16 protein-coding genes and 1 rRNA gene are annotated in these 23666 nt (G+C 58.5%); 14 read left to right on the top strand and 3 right to left on the bottom strand.

Annotated features, from left to right (window positions below; genetic code table 11):
- The 10 genes from rrf to QQF33_RS04275 all read left to right on the top strand — a co-directional run.
- Positions 1 to 102 (top strand): 5S ribosomal RNA (gene rrf / locus QQF33_RS04230); the annotation flags it as partial.
- Between the two features lie 146 nt (positions 103 to 248).
- Positions 249 to 1277, top strand: a complete 1029-nt coding sequence (murB, locus tag QQF33_RS04235; protein ID WP_285157423.1) for a UDP-N-acetylmuramate dehydrogenase — start codon at positions 249 to 251, stop codon at positions 1275 to 1277.
- Entirely contained in the window at positions 1274 to 2236 is a 963-nt protein-coding gene (gene birA, locus QQF33_RS04240) for a bifunctional biotin--[acetyl-CoA-carboxylase] ligase/biotin operon repressor BirA (RefSeq protein ID WP_282492830.1), read from the top strand. Before murB ends, birA begins: the two co-directional genes overlap by 4 nt.
- 529 nt (positions 2237 to 2765) lie before the next feature.
- Complete coding sequence (bcsO, locus tag QQF33_RS04245; RefSeq protein ID WP_285157424.1) at positions 2766 to 3269, top strand: cellulose biosynthesis protein BcsO; 504 nt, start codon at positions 2766 to 2768, stop codon at positions 3267 to 3269.
- Entirely contained in the window at positions 3260 to 4063 is an 804-nt protein-coding gene (bcsQ, locus tag QQF33_RS04250) for a cellulose biosynthesis protein BcsQ (RefSeq protein WP_285157425.1), read from the top strand. The genes bcsO and bcsQ (QQF33_RS04250) overlap by 10 nt, the downstream gene beginning before the upstream one ends.
- An 18-nt stretch (positions 4064 to 4081) precedes the next feature.
- Entirely contained in the window at positions 4082 to 6181 is a 2100-nt protein-coding gene (gene bcsA / locus QQF33_RS04255) for a UDP-forming cellulose synthase catalytic subunit (RefSeq protein ID WP_285150161.1), read from the top strand.
- Positions 6178 to 8460 (top strand): cellulose biosynthesis cyclic di-GMP-binding regulatory protein BcsB, encoded by a 2283-nt coding sequence (gene bcsB / locus QQF33_RS04260; RefSeq protein WP_285157426.1) that lies wholly within the window; start codon positions 6178 to 6180, stop codon positions 8458 to 8460. Before bcsA (QQF33_RS04255) ends, bcsB (QQF33_RS04260) begins: the two co-directional genes overlap by 4 nt.
- Positions 8457 to 12482, top strand: a complete 4026-nt coding sequence (locus QQF33_RS04265; protein WP_285157427.1) for a cellulose biosynthesis protein BcsC — start codon at positions 8457 to 8459, stop codon at positions 12480 to 12482. The genes bcsB (QQF33_RS04260) and QQF33_RS04265 overlap by 4 nt, the downstream gene beginning before the upstream one ends.
- Positions 12482 to 12961: a cellulose biosynthesis protein BcsD gene (gene bcsD / locus QQF33_RS04270; protein ID WP_285146069.1), complete on the top strand. Its 480-nt coding sequence runs from the start codon at positions 12482 to 12484 to the stop codon at positions 12959 to 12961. Before QQF33_RS04265 ends, bcsD begins: the two co-directional genes overlap by 1 nt.
- A 7-nt stretch (positions 12962 to 12968) precedes the next feature.
- The gene (locus QQF33_RS04275) at positions 12969 to 13961 is read left to right on the top strand and encodes a glycosyl hydrolase family 8 (protein WP_285157428.1); all 993 of its coding nucleotides are present in this window, start codon (positions 12969 to 12971) and stop codon (positions 13959 to 13961) included.
- Positions 13962 to 14073: 112 nt separating this feature from the next.
- On the opposite strand, the gene bcsG is transcribed toward QQF33_RS04275, so the two are convergent.
- Genes bcsG through bcsE form a run of 3 tightly spaced genes read right to left on the bottom strand, consistent with a single transcriptional unit; the run spans position 14074 to position 17499 of the window.
- A complete protein-coding gene (gene bcsG, locus QQF33_RS04280) occupies positions 14074 to 15753 on the bottom strand; it encodes a cellulose biosynthesis protein BcsG (RefSeq protein ID WP_285157429.1) in 1680 nt (559 codons plus the stop codon).
- Positions 15746 to 15940, bottom strand: a complete 195-nt coding sequence (bcsF, locus tag QQF33_RS04285; RefSeq protein ID WP_282492839.1) for a cellulose biosynthesis protein BcsF — start codon at positions 15938 to 15940, stop codon at positions 15746 to 15748. The genes bcsG and bcsF overlap by 8 nt, the downstream gene beginning before the upstream one ends.
- A complete protein-coding gene (gene bcsE, locus QQF33_RS04290) occupies positions 15937 to 17499 on the bottom strand; it encodes a cellulose biosynthesis c-di-GMP-binding protein BcsE (protein WP_285157430.1) in 1563 nt (520 codons plus the stop codon). Before bcsE ends, bcsF begins: the two co-directional genes overlap by 4 nt.
- 175 nt (positions 17500 to 17674) lie before the next feature.
- Here bcsE and bcsR point away from each other — a divergent pair, with 175 nt between their 5' ends.
- The 4 genes from bcsR to bcsB (QQF33_RS04310) are packed head-to-tail and all read left to right on the top strand — an operon-like array spanning position 17675 to position 23664.
- Positions 17675 to 17863, top strand: coding sequence for a cellulose biosynthesis protein BcsR (gene bcsR, locus QQF33_RS04295; RefSeq protein WP_282492841.1), 189 nt, complete (start codon positions 17675 to 17677; stop codon positions 17861 to 17863).
- 11 nt (positions 17864 to 17874) lie between these two features.
- The gene (bcsQ, locus tag QQF33_RS04300; protein ID WP_282492842.1) at positions 17875 to 18627 is read left to right on the top strand and encodes a cellulose biosynthesis protein BcsQ; all 753 of its coding nucleotides are present in this window, start codon (positions 17875 to 17877) and stop codon (positions 18625 to 18627) included.
- Positions 18624 to 21242, top strand: a complete 2619-nt coding sequence (bcsA, locus tag QQF33_RS04305) for a UDP-forming cellulose synthase catalytic subunit (RefSeq protein WP_285154084.1) — start codon at positions 18624 to 18626, stop codon at positions 21240 to 21242. Before bcsQ (QQF33_RS04300) ends, bcsA (QQF33_RS04305) begins: the two co-directional genes overlap by 4 nt.
- 10 nt (positions 21243 to 21252) lie before the next feature.
- Positions 21253 to 23664, top strand: coding sequence for a cellulose biosynthesis cyclic di-GMP-binding regulatory protein BcsB (gene bcsB, locus QQF33_RS04310; protein ID WP_285157431.1), 2412 nt, complete (start codon positions 21253 to 21255; stop codon positions 23662 to 23664).
- Positions 23665 to 23666 lie beyond the last annotated feature (2 nt).

The raw sequence follows: 23666 nt of genomic DNA on the forward strand, positions 1-23666 counted from the left end.
CGCGGTGGTCCCACCTGACCCCATGCCGAACTCAGAAGTGAAACGCCGTAGCGCCGATGGTAGTGTGGGGTCTCCCCATGTGAGAGTAGGGAACTGCCAGGCATCAATTAAGTGAAGAGGCCATCCGAAAGGATGGCCTTTTTGCGTTTTTATCGAACATCAGATCCCCTTCACGACGCAGCAAACTAATCCCCCATCCCCGCACATATACGGTAAACTATCCCTGATTTTGCATCAGGATAGCATCTATGAATCACTCCCTTAAGCCCTGGAATACCTTTGGCATTCAACGTAATGCCAACAATATCGTGCGCGCCGAAAACGCTCAGCAACTGCTCGACGCGTGGAAAACCGCCACTGAAAATCACCAACCTGTCCTGATCCTCGGCGAGGGGAGTAACGTTCTCTTTCTTGATGATTTCGCCGGTACGGTCATTGTGAACCGCATTTCAGGTATTGATGTCACCGAGACAGAAGACAGCTGGCATTTGCACATCGGGGCAGGTGAAAACTGGCACAAGCTGGTGCAATTCACCCTCGAGCATGGGATGGCTGGCCTGGAAAATCTGGCGCTCATTCCCGGATGTGCAGGATCGTCCCCCATTCAAAATATCGGTGCCTACGGCATCGAGCTGAAACATGTTTGCGAGTATGTCGACTGCATCGAGCTGGCAACGGGCAAAGCCAGCCGACTGACGGCCGAGCAATGCCGTTTTGGCTACCGCGACAGCATCTTCAAACATGAATACCAGGATCGCTATGTCATTGTTTCTGTTGGCCTGCGTCTGGCAAAACAGTGGCAGCCGGTCTTAACCTACGGTGATTTGACGCGCCTTGATCCGCAAACCGTAACGCCTCGCGATGTGTTTGATGCCGTCTGCCACATGCGCATGACCAAACTGCCCGACCCGAAGGTGAATGGTAACGCCGGTAGCTTCTTCAAAAACCCGGTGATCGGTAGCGAAACGGCACAAGCCCTGCTCGCACAATGGCCCAATGCGCCACATTATCCGCAGGCAGATGGCAGCGTAAAACTGGCCGCGGGCTGGCTAATCGATCAATGTCAGCTCAAAGGCGCGGTCGAGGGTGGCGCAGCGGTGCATCGCCAGCAGGCACTGGTGCTCATCAATGAGAATAACGCGACCAGTGAAGATGTCGTGCGCCTGGCCCATCACGTTCGCCAGTGCGTGGGCGATAAATTCAACGTCTGGCTTGAGCCGGAAGTCCGCTTTATTGGTCGTACTGGTGAAGTGAACGCCGTGGAGACAATTGCGTGAAAGATAACACCGTCCCGTTAACACTGATTAGCATCCTGGCTGACGGTGAGTTTCACTCTGGCGAGCAGCTGGGTGAACGCCTCGGCATGAGCCGCGCGGCAATCAACAAGCACATTCAAACCCTGCGCGACTGGGGCGTGGATGTCTTCACCGTTCCGGGAAAAGGCTACAGCCTGCCCGAACCCATCCAGTTACTGGATGAAGAGGTGATTTGTCGTCAGCTTGACCAGGGGAAAGTGACGGTCTTACCGGTTATCGATTCAACCAACCAGTATTTACTCGACCGCATCAGCAGCCTCAACTCGGGTGACTGCTGCGTTGCCGAATATCAGCAGGCTGGTCGCGGTCGCCGCGGCCGCAAGTGGTTCTCGCCTTTTGGCGCCAACCTCTATCTGTCGATGTTCTGGCGTCTTGAGCAAGGTCCCGCCGCCGCCATTGGCTTAAGTCTGGTGATTGGCATCGTGATGGCCGAAGTGCTGCACGATCTGGGCGCAGACAAAGTCCGCGTAAAATGGCCAAACGATCTCTATCTGAACGATCGTAAACTGGCCGGTATTTTAGTCGAACTGACAGGCAAAACCGGAGATGCCGCGCAGATCGTGATCGGCGCGGGTCTTAACATGGTGATGCGCCAGGTGCAGTCTGACATCGTCAATCAGGGCTGGATCACGCTGCAGGAAGCGGGCATCACCATCGACCGCAACACCCTCGCCGTTCGTCTGATTAAAGATCTGCGCGACGCGTTGACGCTCTTTGAGCAGGACGGGCTGGCACCGTTCCTCTCCCGCTGGGAGAAGCTCGACAACTTTATTCATCGCCCGGTGAAGCTGATCATTGGCGACAAAGAGATCTTCGGTGTTTCCCGCGGTATCGATGCCCAGGGGGCGCTCTTGCTTGAGCAAGATGGTGTTCTTAAGCCGTGGGTTGGCGGTGAAATCTCACTAAGAAGTGCGGAATAACCTGAGGGAGCCTGTGGCTCCCTTTTTTATCACTTTCTTCGCCTCCCCCCTAAAATGGTAGGGATATAAATAATATTAACCAGAATAAGGGGTTAACGATTTCCATAAAATAATAACGGCGAAAATGTATTTCAAAATATTTCACAGAGTAACGTTTTATTAAAGTAAGAATCATCCTGGTCAGTCTTTAGTTCTTTGTAATTCAATTTTATCCATACAGAGCACTGCTTTTAAAGTCAAAACTGAATGTTAATCCCCTTAGTTCCGCTTAACTAAAACCAAAAACACTTCGGTATTTTTCTGGGTTAAAAACAGTTAGCATGTGTCGAGTAGATGATTATGCATATGCTGTAAATAAGTCTTTCAGTAATAAAACCATAATTTAAACATGCCAAAAATAAGCGTACGGGTAAAACCGTAACGTGACTGTACACCTACACCTGAATAAAACACGTCTGTTGATCGTCAATGGCCACTAATGACAAACCGTGGTGTGTACATTATTTATTTGTAAATCATGAGTATAACTATGAATCATTATGATGATTTGCAGCGATTTAAGGATAAAACGCGCAATCAAGCGCTCGATTTCAAAGACTTTTCTGTTCAAAACCAGGCGAGCGATCAGGGGAGTTGGGCCATTCTCAACCAGCTGACGCCTCAGACGGAAACCCAGGCGTTTGCGCAAGGCGGGCACGTTTCCGTCGCCGCACCGCAGCCCGTGAGCGCCGAAACTTTCACGCTGGCCGAAGCCGCCCCAGTGGCAGAAATCGTCACTGCCGACGTGGTTCCCGCTCATGCCCCGTCGATTTTCCAGGGCGTCGCTGAACAGCTGGCTACCCAACCAGAGACTCCATCCGCACCCATACCAGCACCGGCCCCGATCCGCGCCGCTGCGCCAGTACCGGTTCAGGCTCCGACGGATGTGAATTTCTCACGCCTGTTTGCGCCCGTCGCAAGCACGCCAAAACCCGCCGCTGAAAAGAATCAGCCCCTGAATTCCCTGCTGGAAAGGATCGCCACATGCCGTTAATTTGCGTTTGCTCGCCAAAAGGCGGCGTGGGGAAAACGACCATGACCGCCAACCTGGCTTACGCCCTGGCGCGCTCGGGAAGCAAAGTGCTGGCGCTGGATTTCGATGTGCAAAACGCGCTGCGTCTGCACTTCGGCGTTCCCCTTTCCGACAGCCGCGGATACGTGGCCAAAGTCGCGGAATCCTCCGACTGGAGCCAGTTTGTCCTCACCGCCGGCGGAAACCTGTTCGTGCTGCCGTACGGCGATGCCAGCGAAGAGCAGCGCATGGCGTTTGAGGAGCGACTCACCAATGATGAGCACTTTCTCACGCGCGGGCTGAGCACGCTGCTCAACTATCCGGGCCTGATTATCGTCGCCGATTTTCCTCCTGGCCCATCACCGGCGTTAAAAGCCATGTCGCGCCTGGCCGATCTGCATTTGATTACTCTCCTTGCCGACACCGCGTCCCTCTCTCTGCTGCCGCAAATTGAGAATCAGCGCCTGACGGGCGGGGTGCTCAACCACAAAGCCGGGCACTATTTCGTTCTCAACCAAAGCGACAACCGCCGTCAGATCAGCCGGGATGTCACCACCTTCGTCGAGAATAAACTCGGCGATAAGCTACTGGGTGTGGTTCACCGCGACGAAAGTGTCGGGGAAGCCAACGCCTCTCAACAGTCCGTCTTCGACTTTAGCCCAGCCTCAGCCGCAGCCTTCGACATTGAGCTTATCGCCAAAAAAGTCGCCGGCATTCTGGGCGTCAAAGTGGGTGACGGCACTGTTCACACCCTTCCGCGTAAGTCAGGGTTCTAAATTCACCCAGGGCGACCTATGAAAAAGTTTCTTTTTATTTTGCTGACGTTAGCAATGATCCCCATTGCGCTGCTGATCGTCATTACGCCGATGGACAGCCAGAAACAATATATCTTTGGCTTTATCAGCATTGGCCTGCTGTTTTTAATGGGCTTCAGCAAAAGACGCAGTATTTCCGTGATTATGGTGGTGATGTCATTATTGATGTCGACCCGCTATATGTATTTCCGCCTGACGCAAACCCTGCATTTTAATTCCGAGATTGAGACGATTCTCGGGATGGGTTTATTCCTCGCCGAGGTCTACGTCTGGGTCCTGCTCCTGCTGAACTACCTGCAAACCATCTGGCCGCTCAAGCGCGAGATTGTTCCGCTGCCGGACGACATGTCGCTCTGGCCGACGGTCGACGTCTATATCCCGACCTATAACGAATCGCTGGACGTGGTACGCGACACGGTGCTGGCCGCACAGTGCATCGACTACCCGCGCGACAAAATGAAAATCTACCTGCTCGATGACGGTAAGCGCCGCGAGTTCGCCGTCTTTGCGGCGGACGTCGGCGTGGGATACATCACGCGCAACGACAACTCCCACGCGAAAGCGGGCAACCTCAACCACGCGATGAAACTCACCCAGGGCGAGCTGATCACCGTCTTCGACTGCGACCACGTCGCCACGCGTATTTTCCTGCAGGCGACGGTGGGCGGGTTCCTGAAAGATCCGAAACTGGCGCTGGTGCAAACGCCGCACTACTTCTACTCGCCCGACCCGTTCGAGCGTAACCTCTCCGTCGGGCGCAATATCCCGAACGAAGGAACACTGTTCTACGGCCCGATTCAGCAGGGCAACGATAACTGGAACGCGACCTTCTTTTGCGGCTCCTGTGCGGTGATCCGCCGCAGCGCGCTGGAAGAGATCGGTGGCTTCGCCGTGGAAACGGTGACGGAAGATGCCCACACCGCGCTGAAGATGCAGCGCCTCGGCTGGAAATCCGCGTTCCTCGATATTCCGCTAGCAGCCGGTCTTGCCACCGAGCGTCTGGTCCTGCACGTGATTCAGCGTACCCGCTGGGCGCGCGGGATGACGCAGATTTTCCGTCTGGATAACCCGCTCTTTGGCCGCGGCCTGACCATTCAGCAGCGCCTGTGCTACCTCAGCGCCATGCTCTATTACCAGTTTGCTCTGCCGCGCATCGCCTTCCTGACCGCGCCGCTGGCCTATCTGCTGTTTAACCTCAACATCATCCACTCGTCGGCGGGCCTGGTCTTTGCCTACGCGTTGCCGCATCTGTTCCTGGCGATTTACCTGAACTCGCGCATGAACGGCCGCTATCGCTACAGCTTCTGGGGTGAAATTTACGACTTAGTGCTGGCGTTCCACCTGGTGCTGCCGACCGTCGTCACCATGGTGTTCCCGAAACGCGGCAAGTTCAACGTGACGGACAAAGGGGCGCTGCTCAACGTCGGTTACTTCGATTTCCGCGTCGTGCGCCCGCATCTGGTGATTGCGATCCTGTTAGGTATTGGCGTCATCGCCGGCATTGTCCGCGCCTGCGCCCATGACTACTACGGCGTGGACCCGAGCGTGATCGCCCTGAACGTTGGCTGGGGACTCTACAGCCTGATCTTCCTGCTGGCGGCGATCGCCGTCGCCCGTGAAACGCGCCAGACGCGCAAAACCATCCGCATCGACGTCAAAATCCCGGTGCTGATCCACTACGCCAGCGGTATCTCTTCCCGCAGCCAGACCGCCGATCTGTCGATGGGCGGCTGCCGCGTGGAGCTCCCGGACGAGCGCCATCTGACGGACGACATCGAAGAGGTCGAGCTATTACTTCAATCCGGCGCGATCAGCATTCCGGTCAAAGTGGTCGCCACGGACGAACAGTTTATTCGCCTGATGTTTGAAGATATCCCCCTGGCGCGCCGCCGTGAGCTGGTGCGCGTGGTGCTGGCCCGTGCCGATGCGTGGATCCAGCCGCCAAAACCGCAGGACAACCCGTTCCGTTCGCTGCTGACCATCGTGCGCTGCGTGTTTGATCTCTTCTGGCTGACGTGGAAAACGCGCCGGGAGAACCGCCGCGCGCAGGCGCAGGTCCAGGAGGACGGCAACGCATGAAACAGCTGACAAAACTCACTTTGCTTGCGGCATCGCTGTTTGCGCTGCCGCTGCACAGCGAAGAAACCACCGTCGAATCGCTGCTGCCGGTCGACATGCCCGCGCCCGCCCCGGCGGCGCTCCCGACCTTTGTCCCTTCTACGGTGAACAGCATCAGCGTGGCGCAGATGGGCCAGCCGCAGGGGCTGGTGCTGAGCGGCGGCCAGCTGCAGGGCGGGATGAACTTCACCCTGCCGGTCGACCAGGTGATCACCAACGCCCAGCTTTCGCTGAATGTGAAAGTCTCGCCCGCGATGGCGACGCGCAACGCCACTATGCAGCTGATGCTCAACGGCCAGCCGCTGGGCACCGTGCCGCTGGGCGCGGCGGACAGCGACATCTCCCGCTTCCAGCTGGATATCCCGGCGGCGCTGCTGGTCTCCAGCAACAATCTGAGCCTGAAAATCAACGACGGGGACGCGATGCAATGCCAGCGCGATCTGTCGGATAAATATCGCGTCACCATCCTGCCGGATTCGCGTTTCGAGCTGGAAGGGCAGCAGCTGGATATCGGCTCCGACCTGAGCCATTTCCCGCGCCCGTTCTTCGACAGTATGCAGATGACCCCTGCGGCGATCGCCTTTGCTTTTGGCCCGACGCTCAGCAGCGATGCCCTCAGCGCCGCGGCGTTGATCTCCTCCTGGCTCGGTATTCAGGCCGATTATCGCGGCGTCTCCTTCGCGGCGCTGCACGACCGGCTGCCGGAGAAAAACGGCATTCTGATCGGCCATCCGGGCGATAAAATCGGCGGCCTGACGCTGCCGCAATCCACCCAGCCGATGCTACAGGTGATCGATAACCCGGCGAACCCGGTGTACAAACTGCTGCTGGTTGTCGGGAACGACGAAGCGGCGCTGCGCACGGCGGCATGGCGACTGACGCGCGGCAACTTTGCCCTGCAAACCGCCAGCACCACGATCCCCGCGCAGACGATCCCGGCGAGCAAACCTTACGACGCCCCGCGCTGGATCCCAACGGATCGTCCGGTGAAGCTCTCAGAGCTGATCCGCAAGGATCAAAGCCTGACCGTCACCGGGATCTGGCATGCGCCTCTGCGCGTGGCGTTCCGCGCCGCGCCGGATCTGTTCCTGTGGGACGGCGAAACCATTCCGCTGCACATCGGCTACCGCTTCCCGACGGAGAGCTGGATTGACGAAAATCGCTCCTGGCTCAGCATGACCATGAACGACACTTTCCTGCACAACCTGCCGGTCAACAAACAGGGCGCGCTGGAAACCTTGTGGCACAAAGTGGGTGGCGACGCGCGGCAGGAGAAGTTCGATATGCCGCTGGAGCCGTACATGATCTACGGTGATAACCAGCTATCGCTCTATTTCAACATCACCGCGAAAGAGAACGCGCCGTGCAGCGTGCTGCTGAACAACAACATCAAGAGCCGCATCGACGAAGATTCGTGGATCGATCTGAGCCACACGCGTCACTTCTCGCTCCTGCCGAATCTGTCGTACTTCGTCGGCGCATCCTTCCCGTTCACCCGTCTGGCGGACTACTCCCAGACGGTGCTGCTCCTGCCTGAGCAGCCGACGGAAACCCAGATCGCCACGCTGCTGGATATGGCCGCACGATCCGGTAACGCCACCGGCACCGCGCTTTACAACAACCGCGTGGTGCTCGGCGTGCCAACGGCGGGCGGCAACCTGGAGCTACTGCGCACCCGCGACGTACTGGCGGTGAGCGGCATGGCGCAGCACGATTTCAACCAGGCCCTGCTGAACGAATCGCCGTTTACCTCTCACGACAACACCCTGGGCGTGCGCACGCCAACCACCTGGCAAAAACTGCAGCGCTGGCTGGCGGGCGACTGGACCTCCGACGGCGTTGAAGCCGACCGTTACTTCTCCTCCAACGAAGCGTGGCGCGGGTTTGTCAGCTTCCGCTCCCCGTGGAGCAGCGACCGCCTGGTAGTGATGGCGCTCGGCAGCAACGACGACCAGCTCTCTCGCCTGCATGACGATTTAACTTCCGCGCGCATCAACGCCGGGATCCGCGGCGACGCGGCAATCATCACCAACGAAAACGGCGTGCGCAGTTTCCGCGTTGGATCGCAGTTCCCGAGCGGTGAAATGCCGACCCAAATGATGATTGTCTGGTACGCCAACCAGCACTCGGCCCTGCTGGCGATCCTGGGTCTGATCATGAGTTCGCTGACCGGTCTGGGCCTGTACGCCTGGCTGAAAAAGCGTGCGCGTAAGCGCCTGAATCCGGAGAGCGGAAAGTGAAAAAAATAACCTTAAAATCGGCGATCTGTCTTTCCGGCGTGCTGGCGTTTGGCGGCGCGGCGCAGGCCGCACAAAACGAGGCGGCGCTGAAAGCGCTGTTTGACCAGGCCAATTACTGGCACGAAAAGTCTCACGACGATCTGGCAAGCGAGTCGCTGAAAAAGGTGCTGATGGTCGATGCCAACAACACCCAGGCGCTCTATCTGATGGCCCTGTGGGCGCAGCAAAACGGCGATTTGCAGGCAGCGGCGCAGTGGCGCGCGCGGCTGGCAAAAGTCTCGCCGAATGATGGCGGTTTGCAGGCGCTGGATAACGCCAAACAGATGACGCAGGTTCCGCAGGGCACGCTCACTCTGGCGCGTCAGCAGGCGCGCAGCGGCAACATTCCGGCGGCCCTTGAGACCTGGAAAACCCTGTTCAACGGTGATACGCCGCCCGCGAGCCTCGCGCCGGAGTATTACCAGACGATGGGAAGCGATAAATCGCTCTATCCACAAGCGCTGGCCGAACTGCAGCGTTTTGCGGCGCAGAATCCGCAGGACAACGCCGCGCGTGTGGCGCTGGGTAAAATGCTCACCTGGCAGGAGAGCACGCGCCGCGACGGGATTATCCAGCTCCAGCAGATGGCGAGCGGCAGCAAAGACGCGGACGCCGGTTTGCGCCAGGCCCTGCTGTGGTTAGGCCCAAAAGCGGGCGATGAACAGTTCTACGACACCTGGCTGCAACGCCATCCGCAGGACAGCGAAGTCCAGGCCTACTACCGCAAAAACGTCGGCGGTGCGGCGAAAGGCGAAGGCTATACCGCGCTCAACAGCGGGAATACGGACGCGGCGAAGCGCCAGTTTGAACAAGTGCTGCAAACCAACCCGCAGGACGCTGATGCACTCGCCGGGATGGGCTACATCGCTCAGCGCAGCGGGGATTATCAGGCCGCCGCGCAATATCTGGGACGTGCCGCCAGTCAGGGCGGCGATGCCTCTACGGAACGCCAGCAGCAGGCCGATGACGCCGCCTTTTACGGTCAGCTCGCCCAGGCGCAGCAGGCGCTGAAAGAGGGCAACGTGAGCCAGGCGCTGGCGCTCTCGGCCCCGCTGGTGCAGCAGAGCGGCGAACGCGGCACGGCGGCGAAGCTGTTCCGCGCCGATGTCCTGCGCCACAACAAAGATTATCCGCAGGCCGAACAGACCCTGCGCGAGCTGGTGAACCAGCAGCCGAACAACGGTGCTGCACGGGAAAACCTCTATTACGTCCTGAAAGAGCAGAACAAAACTGAAGAAGCCCAGGCGATGCTCCGCACGCTTCCGGCCAGCTTGCAGGCGAAACTCCAGCCGCGCGTGGTGTCCGGTTTGCCGGGCGATCCGATTCGCCGTCAGGCGCAGCAGGCCGCCGCCAATGGCAACACGCAGCAGGCGATTGCGATTCTGCGCGAGGGGATTTCCCGACTGCCGGACGATCCCTGGTTGCGTCTCGATCTGGCGCGTTTGCTGCAAAAATCCGGTGCCGACGGCGAAGCCGCCTCGGTGATGCAGCCTGCGTTCCGTCAGGGAGCAGGCGCCAGCTCACTCTACGCGGCGGCGCTGTTCGCCAGCGAAAACGGGGCGTGGCAGCAGTCGCAAACCATTCTGTCGCGCATCTCTCCGGCCAGCCAGACGCCGCAGATGCGCGAGCTGGCCCAGCGGGTGAACTACAACCTGCAGATGGCGACAGCAGAACGTTATCTGGCGCAGGGCAATTCCGTCGCGGCGGCCAATACCCTGAAAACCCTCTCCACGCGTCCCCCGGAAAACCCGGCTGATGCGGGCAAACTCGCCAGAATGCTGGCGCAGAGCGGCGATCTGACCGGCGCGGTGGCCGTCGTGCGCAGCAACATGCGTGAGGGCGTGCAGGGTAACGCGGGCGATTATGCCGATCAGGTTTCCGTCCTCAACCAGGCCGGGCTGAGCGGCGAAGCTCAGAGCTTCCTCTCGAACCCGGAACTGCTGTCACGCAGCACGCCGACACAGCTGGCGGGCGTGCGGAACGGATACGTCATCAACGAAGCGGACCAGCTGCGCGAGCAGGGTAACTATGCGGCGGCGTACGACAAGCTGATCCGCGCCCTGCAAAGCGACCCGCAGAATACCGACCTGATGTTCGCGATGGCGCGTCTGTATCAGACCGGCAAAATGAACAAAGAGGCGGGCGTGGTTTACGACTACCTGATGACGCGCGACACGCCGGATCAGGATGCGCGCGCCGGGGCTATCGACGTGGCGCTGGCCGAAGACAACGTGACGAAGGCGAAACAGCTCGCCAACGGTCTGCAAACCAATAACTCTCCTGAGCGTCTGGTCTTGCTGGCGCGTCTGGAAGAGGCGCAGGGCAACCATCAGCAGGCGATGACCTATCTGCGCAGCGCGCGCGGCAAACTGCTGGGGCTGCAATCCACCAACAGTTCGGCCACGCCGACGATGGGCGGTTTGCTGCTGGCGGATAACCCGTTCACCACCACCAGCCGCACCGCGCAGGCGGTGGGCGCCACGGCCTCCAGCGACAGCGGGCTGCCGTGGCAGCTGGCACAGACGGCACGCGAGCCGGGTTCGACGCTGCCGGGCACCACGCGCCCCGATCTGCCACAGGAGACGGCCCAGAGCCGCACTCTGCGTCAGGTCGACGACATGATGCAGCAGATGAACGAACAGACCGGCATGTGGCTGCAGGGCGAGGTCGACGTGCGCGGGCGCGATGGCGAATCGGGCACCAGCAAGCTGACCGAAGCCAAAGCGCCGCTCACCTGGTCCAGCTCACCGTTTGGCGAATCGCGCTTTGAATTCACCGCCACGCCGATCACCCTCAGCGCAGGCAGCGCCAGCGGTGACGCATGGCGTCGCTTCGGCTCCAACCCGCTGGCGAACGCCGCATCGAACATGGTTTCCACGGCGACCAACGAGCAGAAAGCCATTGCGGCAATGAACGCCACGGAGCGCGCGACTTATCTCGCCGCGCATCCGGGGGCCGCCGCGCTGGTGGATTTAGGCACGCTGGACAGCAACGACTTCAACCTCACCAGTTCCGACGGTCAGCTGAACCTGGCGAAGCTCGGGGCTTACGACAGCGGTCGGGTCGGGGAGTACCTTGAAGCCTCAAACCTGAAAGCGAACGTCAATCAGCCGGGTGATGTCTCGACGGACTCGCAAAAAGCGAACGGCGTGGAGCTGAACATGGCGCTGAGCGGGAAGGATTATCGTCTGGATATCGGCAGTACGCCGCTCGGGCAAGATCTCAGCACGCTGGTGGGCGGCGTGAAATGGTCGCCGAAACTCACCAATTATCTATCGCTGATCATGACCGGAGAGCGCCGCGCGGTCACGGACAGCCTGCTTTCCTACGTCGGGCTTGAGGACAAATACTCTGGCAAACGCTGGGGGCGCGTCACCAAAAACGGCGGCAGCCTGCAACTGAGCTATGACGATGGCGACGCCGGTTTCTACGCGGGCGGTGGCGGTTACAGCTATCTCGGCGAAAACGTGGCAAGCAACACCAGCATCAATGCCAACGCCGGGGTTTATCTGCGTCCGTATCACGACGATTTCCGCGAGGTGAAAACCGGGCTCAGCATGAGCTGGATGGATTTCTCGAAAAACCTCAGTCAGTTCACCTTTGGTCAGGGCGGCTATTTCAGCCCGCAAAACTACGTCAGCGTCTCGCTGCCTGTCGACTACTCGCAAAAAATCGACAACTGGAAGCTGAAACTGGGCGGCTCCGTGGGCTACCAGTCTTACAGCCAGGACAGCAGCGATTACTTCCCGACTAACGACAGCTGGCAGCAGCTGCTGGAAGGGGCCGTGGAGAGCGGGTTTGCCAAAGAGGCCCGCTACAAAGGCACCTCCGAAAACGGGATCGGCTACACGATGCGCGCCGGGGTGGATTACACCGTCAACAAAGACATGACCATCGGCGGCAAAGTGGGTTACGACACCTTTGGCAGCTATAACGAAAGTACGGCGGGACTCTATTTCCGCTACATGCTGGGAGATAAATAATGACAACGACGATGGATAATCCCGCGGTGCTGAGCTGGTTTCGCGCGCAGCAAACGCCGGAAGGCTGGTTCGATCTGCTGGCGCTGATGGTAGACGGCATGGTGCGCAACGTCGGCGAACTCGAAAGCCAGCCGTTCCTGCATCAGATGGGCGTGGCGCTGGCTGAACAGTTCCCGCTTCCGCCGTCGGAAACCGTCGGCGAGCTGGAAGCGAACATCAACGCCCAACTGGCGCGTTTTGGCTGGGGCTGCGTGGAGTTAGACACCCGCGAGACCGATTTGACCCTGCGCCATCAGGCGCTGCCCGTCAGCCGCAACGAGGATCGGCAAACCCGCTGGTGTCACGCCTTCTGTGCAATACTGGAAGGGCTCTATGTCCGCTGGATGCAAGGGCAGGGCGGGAAAGCGCATGTGACGGTCAGTCGCGAGCGCATTTTTTCGATTTCGGACGTGCAGTTCCGTTACCACAACCCACAGTGAGTGAATGATGAGAAAGCCCGCATGCGCCGCACTGGCGGTCATGATGAGTCTCTGTTTTTCGTCGTTTTCCGAGGCCGGTCAGGCCTGGGAGAGCTACAAGGCGCGCTTTTTAATGCCGGATGGTCGCATTGTCGATACCGGCAACGGCAACGTCTCCCACACGGAAGGGCAAGGTTTTGCCATGCTGATGGCGGTGGTGAGCGACGACAAAGCGGCGTTTGATAAGCTCTGGCAGTGGACTGACACGACGCTCAAGAACAAAGATAACGGTCTGTTTTACTGGCGCTATAACCCCGTCGAACCAGACCCGATTACTGACAAAAACGATGCCACCGATGGCGATACGATGATCGCCTGGGCGCTGTTAAAAGCCGACGCCCGCTGGCATGACCCACGTTACAGCGCCGCCTCGGATGCCATCACCAAAGCGCTGGTCTCCCACACGGTGATCCGCTACGCCGGTCAACGCGTGATGCTGCCAGGCGCGAACGGGTTTAACCTCAACAGCGAAGTGATCCTCAATCCGTCGTACTTTATCTTCCCCGCCTGGCAGGCCTTTGCCGATCGCACCCATCTGCAGGTGTGGCGCGAGTTGATCAAAGACGGGCAAACGCTGCTCGGCAAGATGGGCTCCGGCACGGCCAATCTGCCGACCGACTGGGTTTCGCTCGCGGCAGGCGGCAAACTCACGCCCGCCAAAGCCTGGCCGCCGCGCATGAGCTACGATGCGATCCGCATTCCGCTGTATCTGCACTGGTATAACCCGCAAAGCCCGCAGCTCACGCCGTGGCGTAGCTGGTTTGGGCAGTTCAGCCGCGAGAAAACCCCGGCGTGGGTGAATGTCACGACCAACGAGTATGCGCCTTACATGATGGAAGGCGGTCTGCTGGCGGTGCGTGATTTAACGATGGGGCAGGCGATGAGCGAACCGGAGATTACGGCGAAGGATGACTATTATTCGGCGAGTCTGAAGATGCTGGTGTGGGTGTCGGGGCGGTAACTGTAGTACGGTCTGGTGCCCTCACCCCGGCTCTCTCCCACAGGGAGAGGGAGAAAAGAAAGTCCCCTCTCCCTTTGGGAGAGGGTTAGGGTGAGGGGAAAACCACTGCACCCTACTGCGGATACGGCACCCAATCCCCACCATTCAACCGCACATACGGTTTATTCTGGTACTGAATCACCACCGCATTCGCGTTCTCAGACACTTCCGCCGTCTGCGGCAGACCGCTGGTGAGCTGATTCCAGTTCACGCTCTCTTCCACAAACAACTTCCCGTCTACCGCACGCGCCACCAGTTCGGAAATCGCCAGATAGCTGACGGGCTGAGTGATTTCGATTGGCGCGCCCTGATGCGGCGCTTTCATGCCGAAGAACTTAATCCCGGCCGGGACGTTGGTGATCGACGGGCTTGGGATGTCGCGCAGACCGGACACCTGCATTCTGTCGCCTTTCAGCGCGCCGCCGTGCTCCGGCACGACCACCACCATCACCCGACGACCGGATTTCTCCAGCTCGGTAAAGAACGCATCCAGCTCATCGAAGAACTTCTGCGCACGAACCTTGTAATCCGCCGTTTTGCTCACACCCGGATAGTGGTTCCCGTCGTGCAGTGGCAGGGTGTTGTAGAAGGTCGCGCTACGGGCGTTATCTTCTTTGCCGACCGTTTGCAGCCAGCGTTGCAGCGTGGCGGTGTCGTCATAAACCGGCGAACCGTCAAAGCCCAGCAGCGGAACCGGCAGGCCGGTCTGGTCCATCAGCGGGGCATGCATCCCGCCGTTTTCGCGCACTTCTTTCAGGAAGTCACCGAATACGCCGTTGTGACCGAGCATCAGGTGCTGCGAGAAGCCCAGTTTTTCGAGGTTATCGAACAGGTAGCACTGGTTGCCCGCGGGCTGATAGAGGTTTTTGTGCGACGGCTGACCGCAGCTGGCGCGCAGCAGACGAATCGCCGCCGGGCCGCTGTAGGAGGTCGCCGAGTTGAAATCTTTGAACTGAATGTCGAAGTGCTTCCACAGCGGATGCGACGCCAGACCGGCCGCATCCACGTCTGCCCACGACAGGGAGCAGATGTTAATCACCAGCAGTTCAAACGGCTGCGCATCGGCAGGCAGTGACGCCGGGAAGTTGGTCTGACGCTTATCTTCCGCGTTATAGAAGCTGGAAAGCCAGGTGTTGAGATTGGCGCTGGTCGGCGGCGCGGTCTGCGCCGGAATATCGCCAATCACTGCCGTCTCACCGGCCGTCGCGACCGTCGGTGCCGCACTGCCGCCCGTCGTGGTCACGGTATTCGTCGGTTGACCGGCTGGCCACAGGGAGAAGCTCGGGCCCGCCAGCGTCAGGACGTTCAGCCAGATCATAATCGCCACTACAAACACCGTGACGCGGATCCACTGAGAGAGGAACAGCCACGCAATCAGCAGCACGAAAATAGCGCCAATCATCTGCCAGTTAATAAAACGTTCCGTCAGATCGAGCAGGTAATCGCTGCTAAAGCCCGCGACCTGCGAGCCCTGGCTCATGATGCTTTCCGGGCCAGGCAGCCAGGTGTCATGCCAGAACAGCCCGAAGCCGATCGGGATCGCCACCCAGTGACGCAGACGGTGCAGCTTCAGGTTTGGAATCGGCATCAGTAAAAATGCCATAAACACCAGGTTCAGCAGCGGATGGAAATTGAGATAGCCCGCCCAGAGCAGGCCAAATTTCACCAGAAAGTAGAAGTTCCAGCCGGAAAGGCCGCGCCAGTATTGCCAAAGCGGCGAAGGTGCCGAAGCGGTATAGGTAGAATTAGTCATGTTTTCGGTTTGCCTTGACGTGTGAAGCCCGTTTCAGTGTTCCGGCTGATTTAACATAGCGAGGTTTTGCAAACAGCAATCTCACCGTATCGCGGGTACGGCGTAACGAATGGCGCGCGTAGTAGCCAAGCGGGAAGAAGATGATCGCGCAGAGGATCACCAGCTGAATAATGTCGGTGTTGTTCATGATGAGGCTCTCTCCTCGGCATCACTCAGCAGACGCAGCGGCTCAGGCACCCTGCGCCAGACGTGTCCATCGTGGGTGGCATTCAGCACCGGCTTGGTATCGCTCGCCACCAGCAGCGGTTTGCCCCACTGTTCCGGTGCCAGCTGTTTCATCTGCACAATTTCGGCGCTGATCAGATTGTCTTCGAACCAGATCATCCGGTTAGAGAAGATATCCCCGGTTGGCAGCGGGAAGATGTGGTTGAGGGCGGTATCGAGATCGTTGATGCGGCAGAAGGATAAAAACAGCACCAGACGATTATCGCCGATGGTCATGATATCCCCGGTGCGGTTCGGACGGCATAAGGTCAGCGCCTGCTCGATGCGAATCCCTGGCACCGGACGCAGCGCGACCATCACCCCTTTGCCGTCTGCCGGTAACAACGTGTTGCTCATCATGTTGCTTACCGCGTCGCAGAAGGTGTCCCATTTCTGGTAGCCGCGCAGCTTCATCGGCTGGGTCATGGAGAGCAGCGTCGTGATATCTTCCGGCACGTGACGGTTAAACTGCTGGCCCTGAATACTTTCCAGCAGCGTCAGGCAGCGGGAGAGCGGGGCGTTCCACGGGATCACCATATTCGCGCCGCAGCCGAGCAGCAGACGTTCGTCCGTAGCGCGCAGGCTGGTGGTGTTTTCACGCACCACGATTTTCAGCACGCTGCCGCGCTGGCGGCGCAGGGTATGGATTTGACGGGCAATTGACTCTATTTGGTTATTTTGCGTCAGCGAAAAGACGATGGTGGCGGCCTGAGTGTTACGCGCTTCATTGAACAGCGCTTCGTTGGTATCGAACAAAGACCAGTGTTCGGAGAGGGCTGGCGCACCTTCTAATACCGCGACGTGGCTCAGGATGCGTTTTTCATCGTTACGCGGCTGGACAACAGTCTCTTCCTGCTGGGCTAAATGCCACTCATCATCAATATGTTTCAGTGACAGCTGTTGTCGGGCGCTGACGCCTTTTTCATTGCACCAGAACGCAATATCGTAAAGATGGCTATCGGCCTGATGGCGGATACTCGCCAGGCCAAACAGAGAACGATATTCACTCATTAAAAATGAGAACTGCTTATCATTATTACTGCCGGGACTGACCACCAGCAGCGTGCAATTTTGATCTCGCACCCATTTATTGATCTTTTCCAGCCAGAGTCGCAATTTTTCTGTGGATATATTTTGCCAGGCGTTATTCGCGCATTTAAGCACCACTAAATAATGATGCGGGTCAATGCTACATTGAATATCGCGGGGCAAAAAGTATAGACCATCCTGCCCATCCGGCATGGAAAATAAACGGACTTTGTCCGGCCCGCATTCATCATTGAGGCTAAAGATTTTCTTCGGGTTTTCACCCATCGCGATCGCCGCGACTTTCGCGTCGCGCTCTTGCGCCGCAATTGTTTGATTTACCAGACTTATAGCATCTTCATTGCGATCCGTACTGATCCACCAGACTCCGCCGGCTGGCATGTGGCGCAATTCGTCCCATAATGACTGGATACCAACTGAAAATATGGGGTTCACGATGTCCCTCTTTGCGACTAATTTACCTGTATCTCAGTTTACTAGCGAAAGCAGAGAAATAAACCTAACATTGAAATTAAAGACCATCAGATTTAGCATATGAATGAATTTTCGCGGGCAGGAAGCCGTGCTACGTCTGTTGTTCGTTTAGATTTAATAAAGGAATGAAACTAAAATGCATAATAACGAACCAGCGACGCCGGTTGATTCTGGCCTTGGGTACACATTCCAAAACGATTTTTTGGCGTTGAGCCAGGCTTTCTCATTGCCTGAAATAGACTACACCGATATTTCACAGCGAGAACAGTTGGCAGCGGCTATTAAACGCTGGCCATTATTAGCTGAATTTGCCCGTCAACAATAAGGGAGCCATTGATGGCCATACTCGGATTACAGGGCATTCGTGGCGGTGTTGGTACAACATCTATAACAGCAGCGCTAGGATGGGCATTACAGATTTTAGGTGAATCGGTACTGGTCATTGATGCCTGTCCCGATAATTTGCTTCGCATGTCTTTTAACGTCGATTACGACACTTCTGACGGCTGGGCGCGCGCACTGCTCGATGGCCGCGACTGGCGTGATACCGCACAACGTTACACTTCACAGCTCGATATCCTGCCGTTCGGTCAGCTGACCGCCAGCGAAAAAGAGTCGATGTATACCCGCTATGGCACGCTGGGCTATTTTGCCGATGCGCTGCAGCTGTTGCAGGAAAAAAGCCATTACAAGTGGATCTTGCTCGATCTCCCGAGCGGATTCTCCCCGCTGACTCGCCAGTTAATCGAACACTGCGACCACACGCTGACCGTGGTCAACGCGGACGCCAACTGCCATATTCGCCTGCACCAGCAGGTGCTGCCGAACGGGGCGCATATTCTGATCAACGACTTACGTCTGAGCAGCCAGATTCAGGACGATCTCTATCAGGTGTGGCTGCAAAGCCAGCGCCGCCTGCTGCCAATGGTTGTCCATCGCGATGAAGCGATCGCCGAATGCCTGGCCTCCAAACAGCCGCTGGGCGAATACCGTAGCGATTCCCTGGCCGCAGAAGAGATCCTCACCCTGGCGAACTGGTGCTTACTGCACTATACCGGACGTCCGGAGCCCGCTGGAGGGCATCTATGAGTCGGCTATCCAGCTGGTTACTCATCCCGCCCGTCAGCGCGCGTTTAGGCGAGCGCTACCGGAACTATCGCCGTCACGGTGCGTCAGCCTTCAGCGCCGCGATGGGCTGTTTCTGGATCATTCTGGCATGGATGTTTATCCCCCTCGAACACCCGCGCTGGCAGCACATTCGCGCGCGCCATCGCGAGCTCTATCCGCATCTCGACCCCGATCGCCCGCGCCCGCTGGACCCCGCGCGATACGCCCTGCAGGCGTTATGGCTGATTGCGACCCAGGCGAAACAGCAAAGAACCGAGCCGCGCTGGCGCAGCGTGAGTCGCTTAAAAAATCTGCGTGGTCGTTACCATCAGTGGCTGGAAACGCTGCCTGAGCGCGTCAGCGACCAGACCAGCCATCTGGATAAGCAAAAAGAGCTGGGGCATCTGCACCCCGGCTTGCGGCGTTTTATTCTGGGCGTGATCGTCGTGTTCTCGCTCATTCTGGCGCTGGTCTGTATCACCCAGCCGTTTAACCCGCTGGCGCAGTTTATCTTCCTGATGCTGCTGTGGGGCGTGGCGCTGCTGGTGCGGCGTATTCCGGGGCGCTTCTCGGCAATGATGCTGATTGTGCTCTCGCTCACCGTCTCCTGCCGCTACATCTGGTGGCGCTATACCTCGACCCTGAACTGGGATGACCCGGTCAGCCTGACCTGCGGTTTGATTCTGCTGTTCGCCGAAACCTACGCATGGATCGTCCTGGTACTCGGCTATTTCCAGGTGGTCTGGCCGCTCAACCGCCAGCCGGTTCCGCTGCCAAAAGACACCGAACAGTGGCCGACGGTGGATATTTTCGTTCCGACCTACAACGAAGATCTGAGCGTGGTGAAAAACACCATCTACGCCTCTCTCGGCATCGACTGGCCGAAAGATAAGCTCAATATCTGGATTCTGGACGACGGCGGCCGCGAAGAGTTTCGTCAGTTCGCCGACAGCGTCGGGGTGAAATACGTCGCCCGTACCACCCACGAACACGCGAAAGCCGGGAACATCAACAACGCGCTGCAATACGCCACCGGCGAATTCGTCTCGATTTTCGACTGCGACCACGTGCCGACGCGCTCGTTCCTGCAGATGACCATGGGCTGGTTCCTGAAAGAGAAAGAGCTGGCGATGATGCAGACGCCGCACCACTTCTTCTCGCCGGACCCGTTTGAGCGCAACCTCGGGCGTTTTCGCAAGACGCCAAACGAAGGCACGCTGTTCTACGGTCTGGTGCAGGACGGGAACGACATGTGGGATGCGACCTTCTTCTGCGGCTCCTGTGCGGTCATTCGCCGTAAACCGCTGGATGAAATCGGCGGTATCGCCGTCGAAACTGTCACCGAAGATGCGCACACCTCTCTGCGCCTGCACCGTCGCGGCTACACCTCGGCGTACATGCGTATTCCGCAGGCGGCAGGGCTGGCGACCGAATCCCTGTCCGCGCACATCGGCCAGCGTATCCGCTGGGCGCGCGGGATGGTGCAGATTTTCCGTCTCGATAACCCGCTGACGGGTAAAGGGCTGAAGCTCGCGCAGCGCCTGTGCTACGTCAACGCCATGTTCCACTTCCTGTCCGGTATCCCGCGGCTGATCTTCCTCACCGCGCCGCTGGCGTTCCTGCTGCTGCACGCGTACATCATCTTTGCCCCGGCGCTGATGATTGCCCTGTTCGTGCTCCCGCACATGATCCACGCCAGCCTGACCAACTCGAAGATTCAGGGGAAATACCGCCACTCGTTCTGGAGTGAAATCTACGAAACGGTGCTGGCCTGGTATATCGCGCCGCCGACGCTGGTGGCACTGATTAACCCGCACAAAGGGAAATTCAACGTCACCGCCAAAGGTGGCCTGGTGGAAGAGGAGTATGTCGACTGGGTGATCTCCCGACCGTACATCTTCCTCGTGCTGCTGAATATCTTCGGCGTGCTGGTGGGGATCTGGCGCTACTTCTACGGCCCGGAAAACGAAGTGCTGACCGTGTTCGTCAGCCTCGCGTGGGTCTTCTATAACCTGATTATCCTCGGCGGCGCGGTGGCGGTATCGGTGGAGAGCAAGCAGGTTCGCCGCTCCCATCGCGTCGAAATCTCCATGCCCGCAGCCATTGCCCGTGAAGACGGCCATCTCTTCTCCTGTACCGTTCAGGACTTCTCCGACGGCGGCTTAGGCATCAAGATCAACGGCCAGGCAAAAGTGCTTGAAGGGCAGAAGGTCAAACTGCTGCTCAAGCGTGGCCAACAGGAGTACGTATTCCCGACGCAGGTCATGCGTGTGGCGGGCAATGAAGTGGGGCTGCAGCTGATGCCGCTCACCAAAAAGCAACATATCGATTTTGTACAGTGCACGTTCGCCCGCGCGGATACGTGGGCGCTCTGGCAGGACAGCTTCCCGGAAGATAAACCACTGGAAAGTCTGCTGGATATTCTGAAGTTGGGGTTCCGTGGTTATCGCCACCTTGCAGAATTTGCTCCGCCGTCAGTGAAAATAATTTTCCGGTCACTTACCTCGCTGGTTTCCTGGGTGGTGTCGTTTATCCCTCGTCGTCCTGAGCGGGATGAGGCGAAACAGCAACCGGACCCGGTTATGGCTCAACAATGATGATAACGCGATGAAAAGAAAACTTTCCTGGATATGTGCTGTGGCGGCGCTGCCCGCAATGATGGCTCAGGCGGCGCCTGAAAATACGCCTGCACCGACCGTACCTGTCGTCGCGCAAGCGACCGATCCGGTGGTCACCGCTGCGCCTTCGCAGACCGAAAACGTGGTACCGAATCAGCCAACGGAAGGCAACACCCTTCCGGGCACGCCAACAGGCGCTCAGGCGGTCGGCCAGGTGATGCCGGGTGTGAACGGTGCCAACGCGCCTATCGTTGCGGATAACATTCCGTCGCGTGACGTGAAGCTGACCTTTGCGCAGATTGCGCCGCCTCCGGGCAGCATGGTCCTGCGCGGGATCAACCCGAACGGCGGCGTTGAGTTTGGCATGCGCAGCGATGAAGTGGTCTCCAGCGCGCTGCTGAATCTGGAATACACGCCATCGCCGTCCCTGCTGCCGGTGCAGTCGCAGCTTAAGGTCTATCTCAACGATGAGCTGATGGGCGTGCTGCCGGTCACCAAAGAGCAGCTGGGCAAGAAAACCCTGGCTCAGGTGCCGATCAACCCGCTGTTTATCACCGACTTTAACCGAGTGCGTCTTGAGTTTGTCGGCCACTACCGCGACGTCTGCGAAAACCCGGCCAGCAGCACGCTGTGGATGGACGTGGGTCGTAACTCGTCCCTGAACATGACCTACCAGACGCTGGCGGTGAAAAACGACCTCTCCGCCTTCCCGGTGCCGTTCTTTGACCCGCGCGACAACCGCGAGCTGAACCTGCCGATCGTCTTTGCCGGTTCGCCGGATATCGCCCAGCAGCAGGCGGCGACCATCGTCTCCTCCTGGTTTGGTTCCCGCTCCGGCTGGCGCGGACAGAGCTTCCCGGTGCTGTTCGACAAGCTGCCGGACAGAAACGCCATTGTGTTTGCCACCAACGACAAACGCCCGTCCTTCCTGCGCGACCATCCGGAAGTGAAAGGTCCGACCGTCGAAATGATGAGTCATCCGGATAAGCCGTATGTGAAGCTGTTAGTGGTCTTCGGTCGTGATGACAAAGATCTGGTTCAGGCCGCGAAGGGCATTGCCCAGGGTAACGTCCTGTTCCGCGGCAACAGCGTCGACATTGGCGAAGTGAAACCGCTGCTGACGCGTAAGCCGTATGACGCGCCAAACTGGATCCGCACCGATCGCGCGGTCACCTTCGGCGAGCTGAAAACCTATGAAGAGCAGCTCCAGTCAACGGGTCTTGAACCGTCCGCGATCAACGTCTCTCTGAATCTGCCACCGGATCTTTATCTGCTGCGCAGCAACGGGATCGATATCGATCTGAACTACCGCTACACCGCGCCGCCGACCAAAGACAGCTCGCGGATGGATATCAGCCTGAACAACCAGTTCCTGCAATCCTTCCCGCTGACCAGCAGTCAGGACACCAACAAACTGCTGCTGCGTCTGCCGGTGCTTCAGGGTCTGCTGGACGGTAAAACGGACGTCTCCATTCCGGCGCTGAAACTCGGGGCGATGAACCAGTTACGCTTTGATTTCCAGTACATGAACCCGATGCCGGGCGGTTCGGTGGATAACTGCATCACCTTCCAGCCGGTGGCGAACCACGTGGTGATCGGTGACGACTCCACCATCGACTTCTCGAAGTATTACCACTTCATCGCCCTGCCGGATCTGCGTGCCTTTGCCAACGCCAGCTTCCCGTTCAGCCGCATGGCCGACCTGTCTGAAACCATCGTGGTGATGCCAAAAGCGCCAAACGAAGGTCAGGTCACGACCCTGCTCGACGCCATGGCCTCCGTGGGGGCGCAAACCGGCTTACCGGCGATTAACGTCACGCTGACGGATGATGGCAGCCAGATTCAGGGCAAAGACGCCGATATCATGCTCATCGGGAACATCCCGGATAAGCTGAAAGACGATAAACGTATCGACCTGCTGGTCCATGCGACCGAGTCCTGGGTCAACACGCCGCTGCGCCAGACCGCCTTCCCAAGCATCATGCCGGATAAAGCCGACCGCGAAGCGAGCGTACAGACGAACGTCAATTCGCAAGGCCCGATGGCGGCGATTGTCGGCTTCCAGTCTCCGTACAACGATCAGCGCAGCGTCATCGCCCTGCTGGCAGACAGCCCGCGTGGCTACGAGCTGCTGAACACGGCGATGAACGACAGCGGCAAGCGGGCGGCAATGTTTGGTTCGGTGGCGGTGATCCGTGAATCGGGCGTTAACAGTCTGCGCGTCGGCGACGTCTATTACGTTGGCCATCTGCCGTGGTTCGAGCGTCTGTGGTATGCCCTGGCGAACCACCCGGTGCTGTTAGCGGTATTCGCGGCGATCAGCGTCGTGCTGCTGGCGTGGGTGATGTGGCGTCTGCTGCGTATCATCAGCCGTCGTCGTCTGCATTCGGATCGTGAGTAACC

Origin of the sequence: Lelliottia wanjuensis, assembly GCF_030238365.1 — a bacterium.
Taxonomy (GTDB): domain Bacteria; phylum Pseudomonadota; class Gammaproteobacteria; order Enterobacterales; family Enterobacteriaceae; genus Enterobacter; species Enterobacter wanjuensis.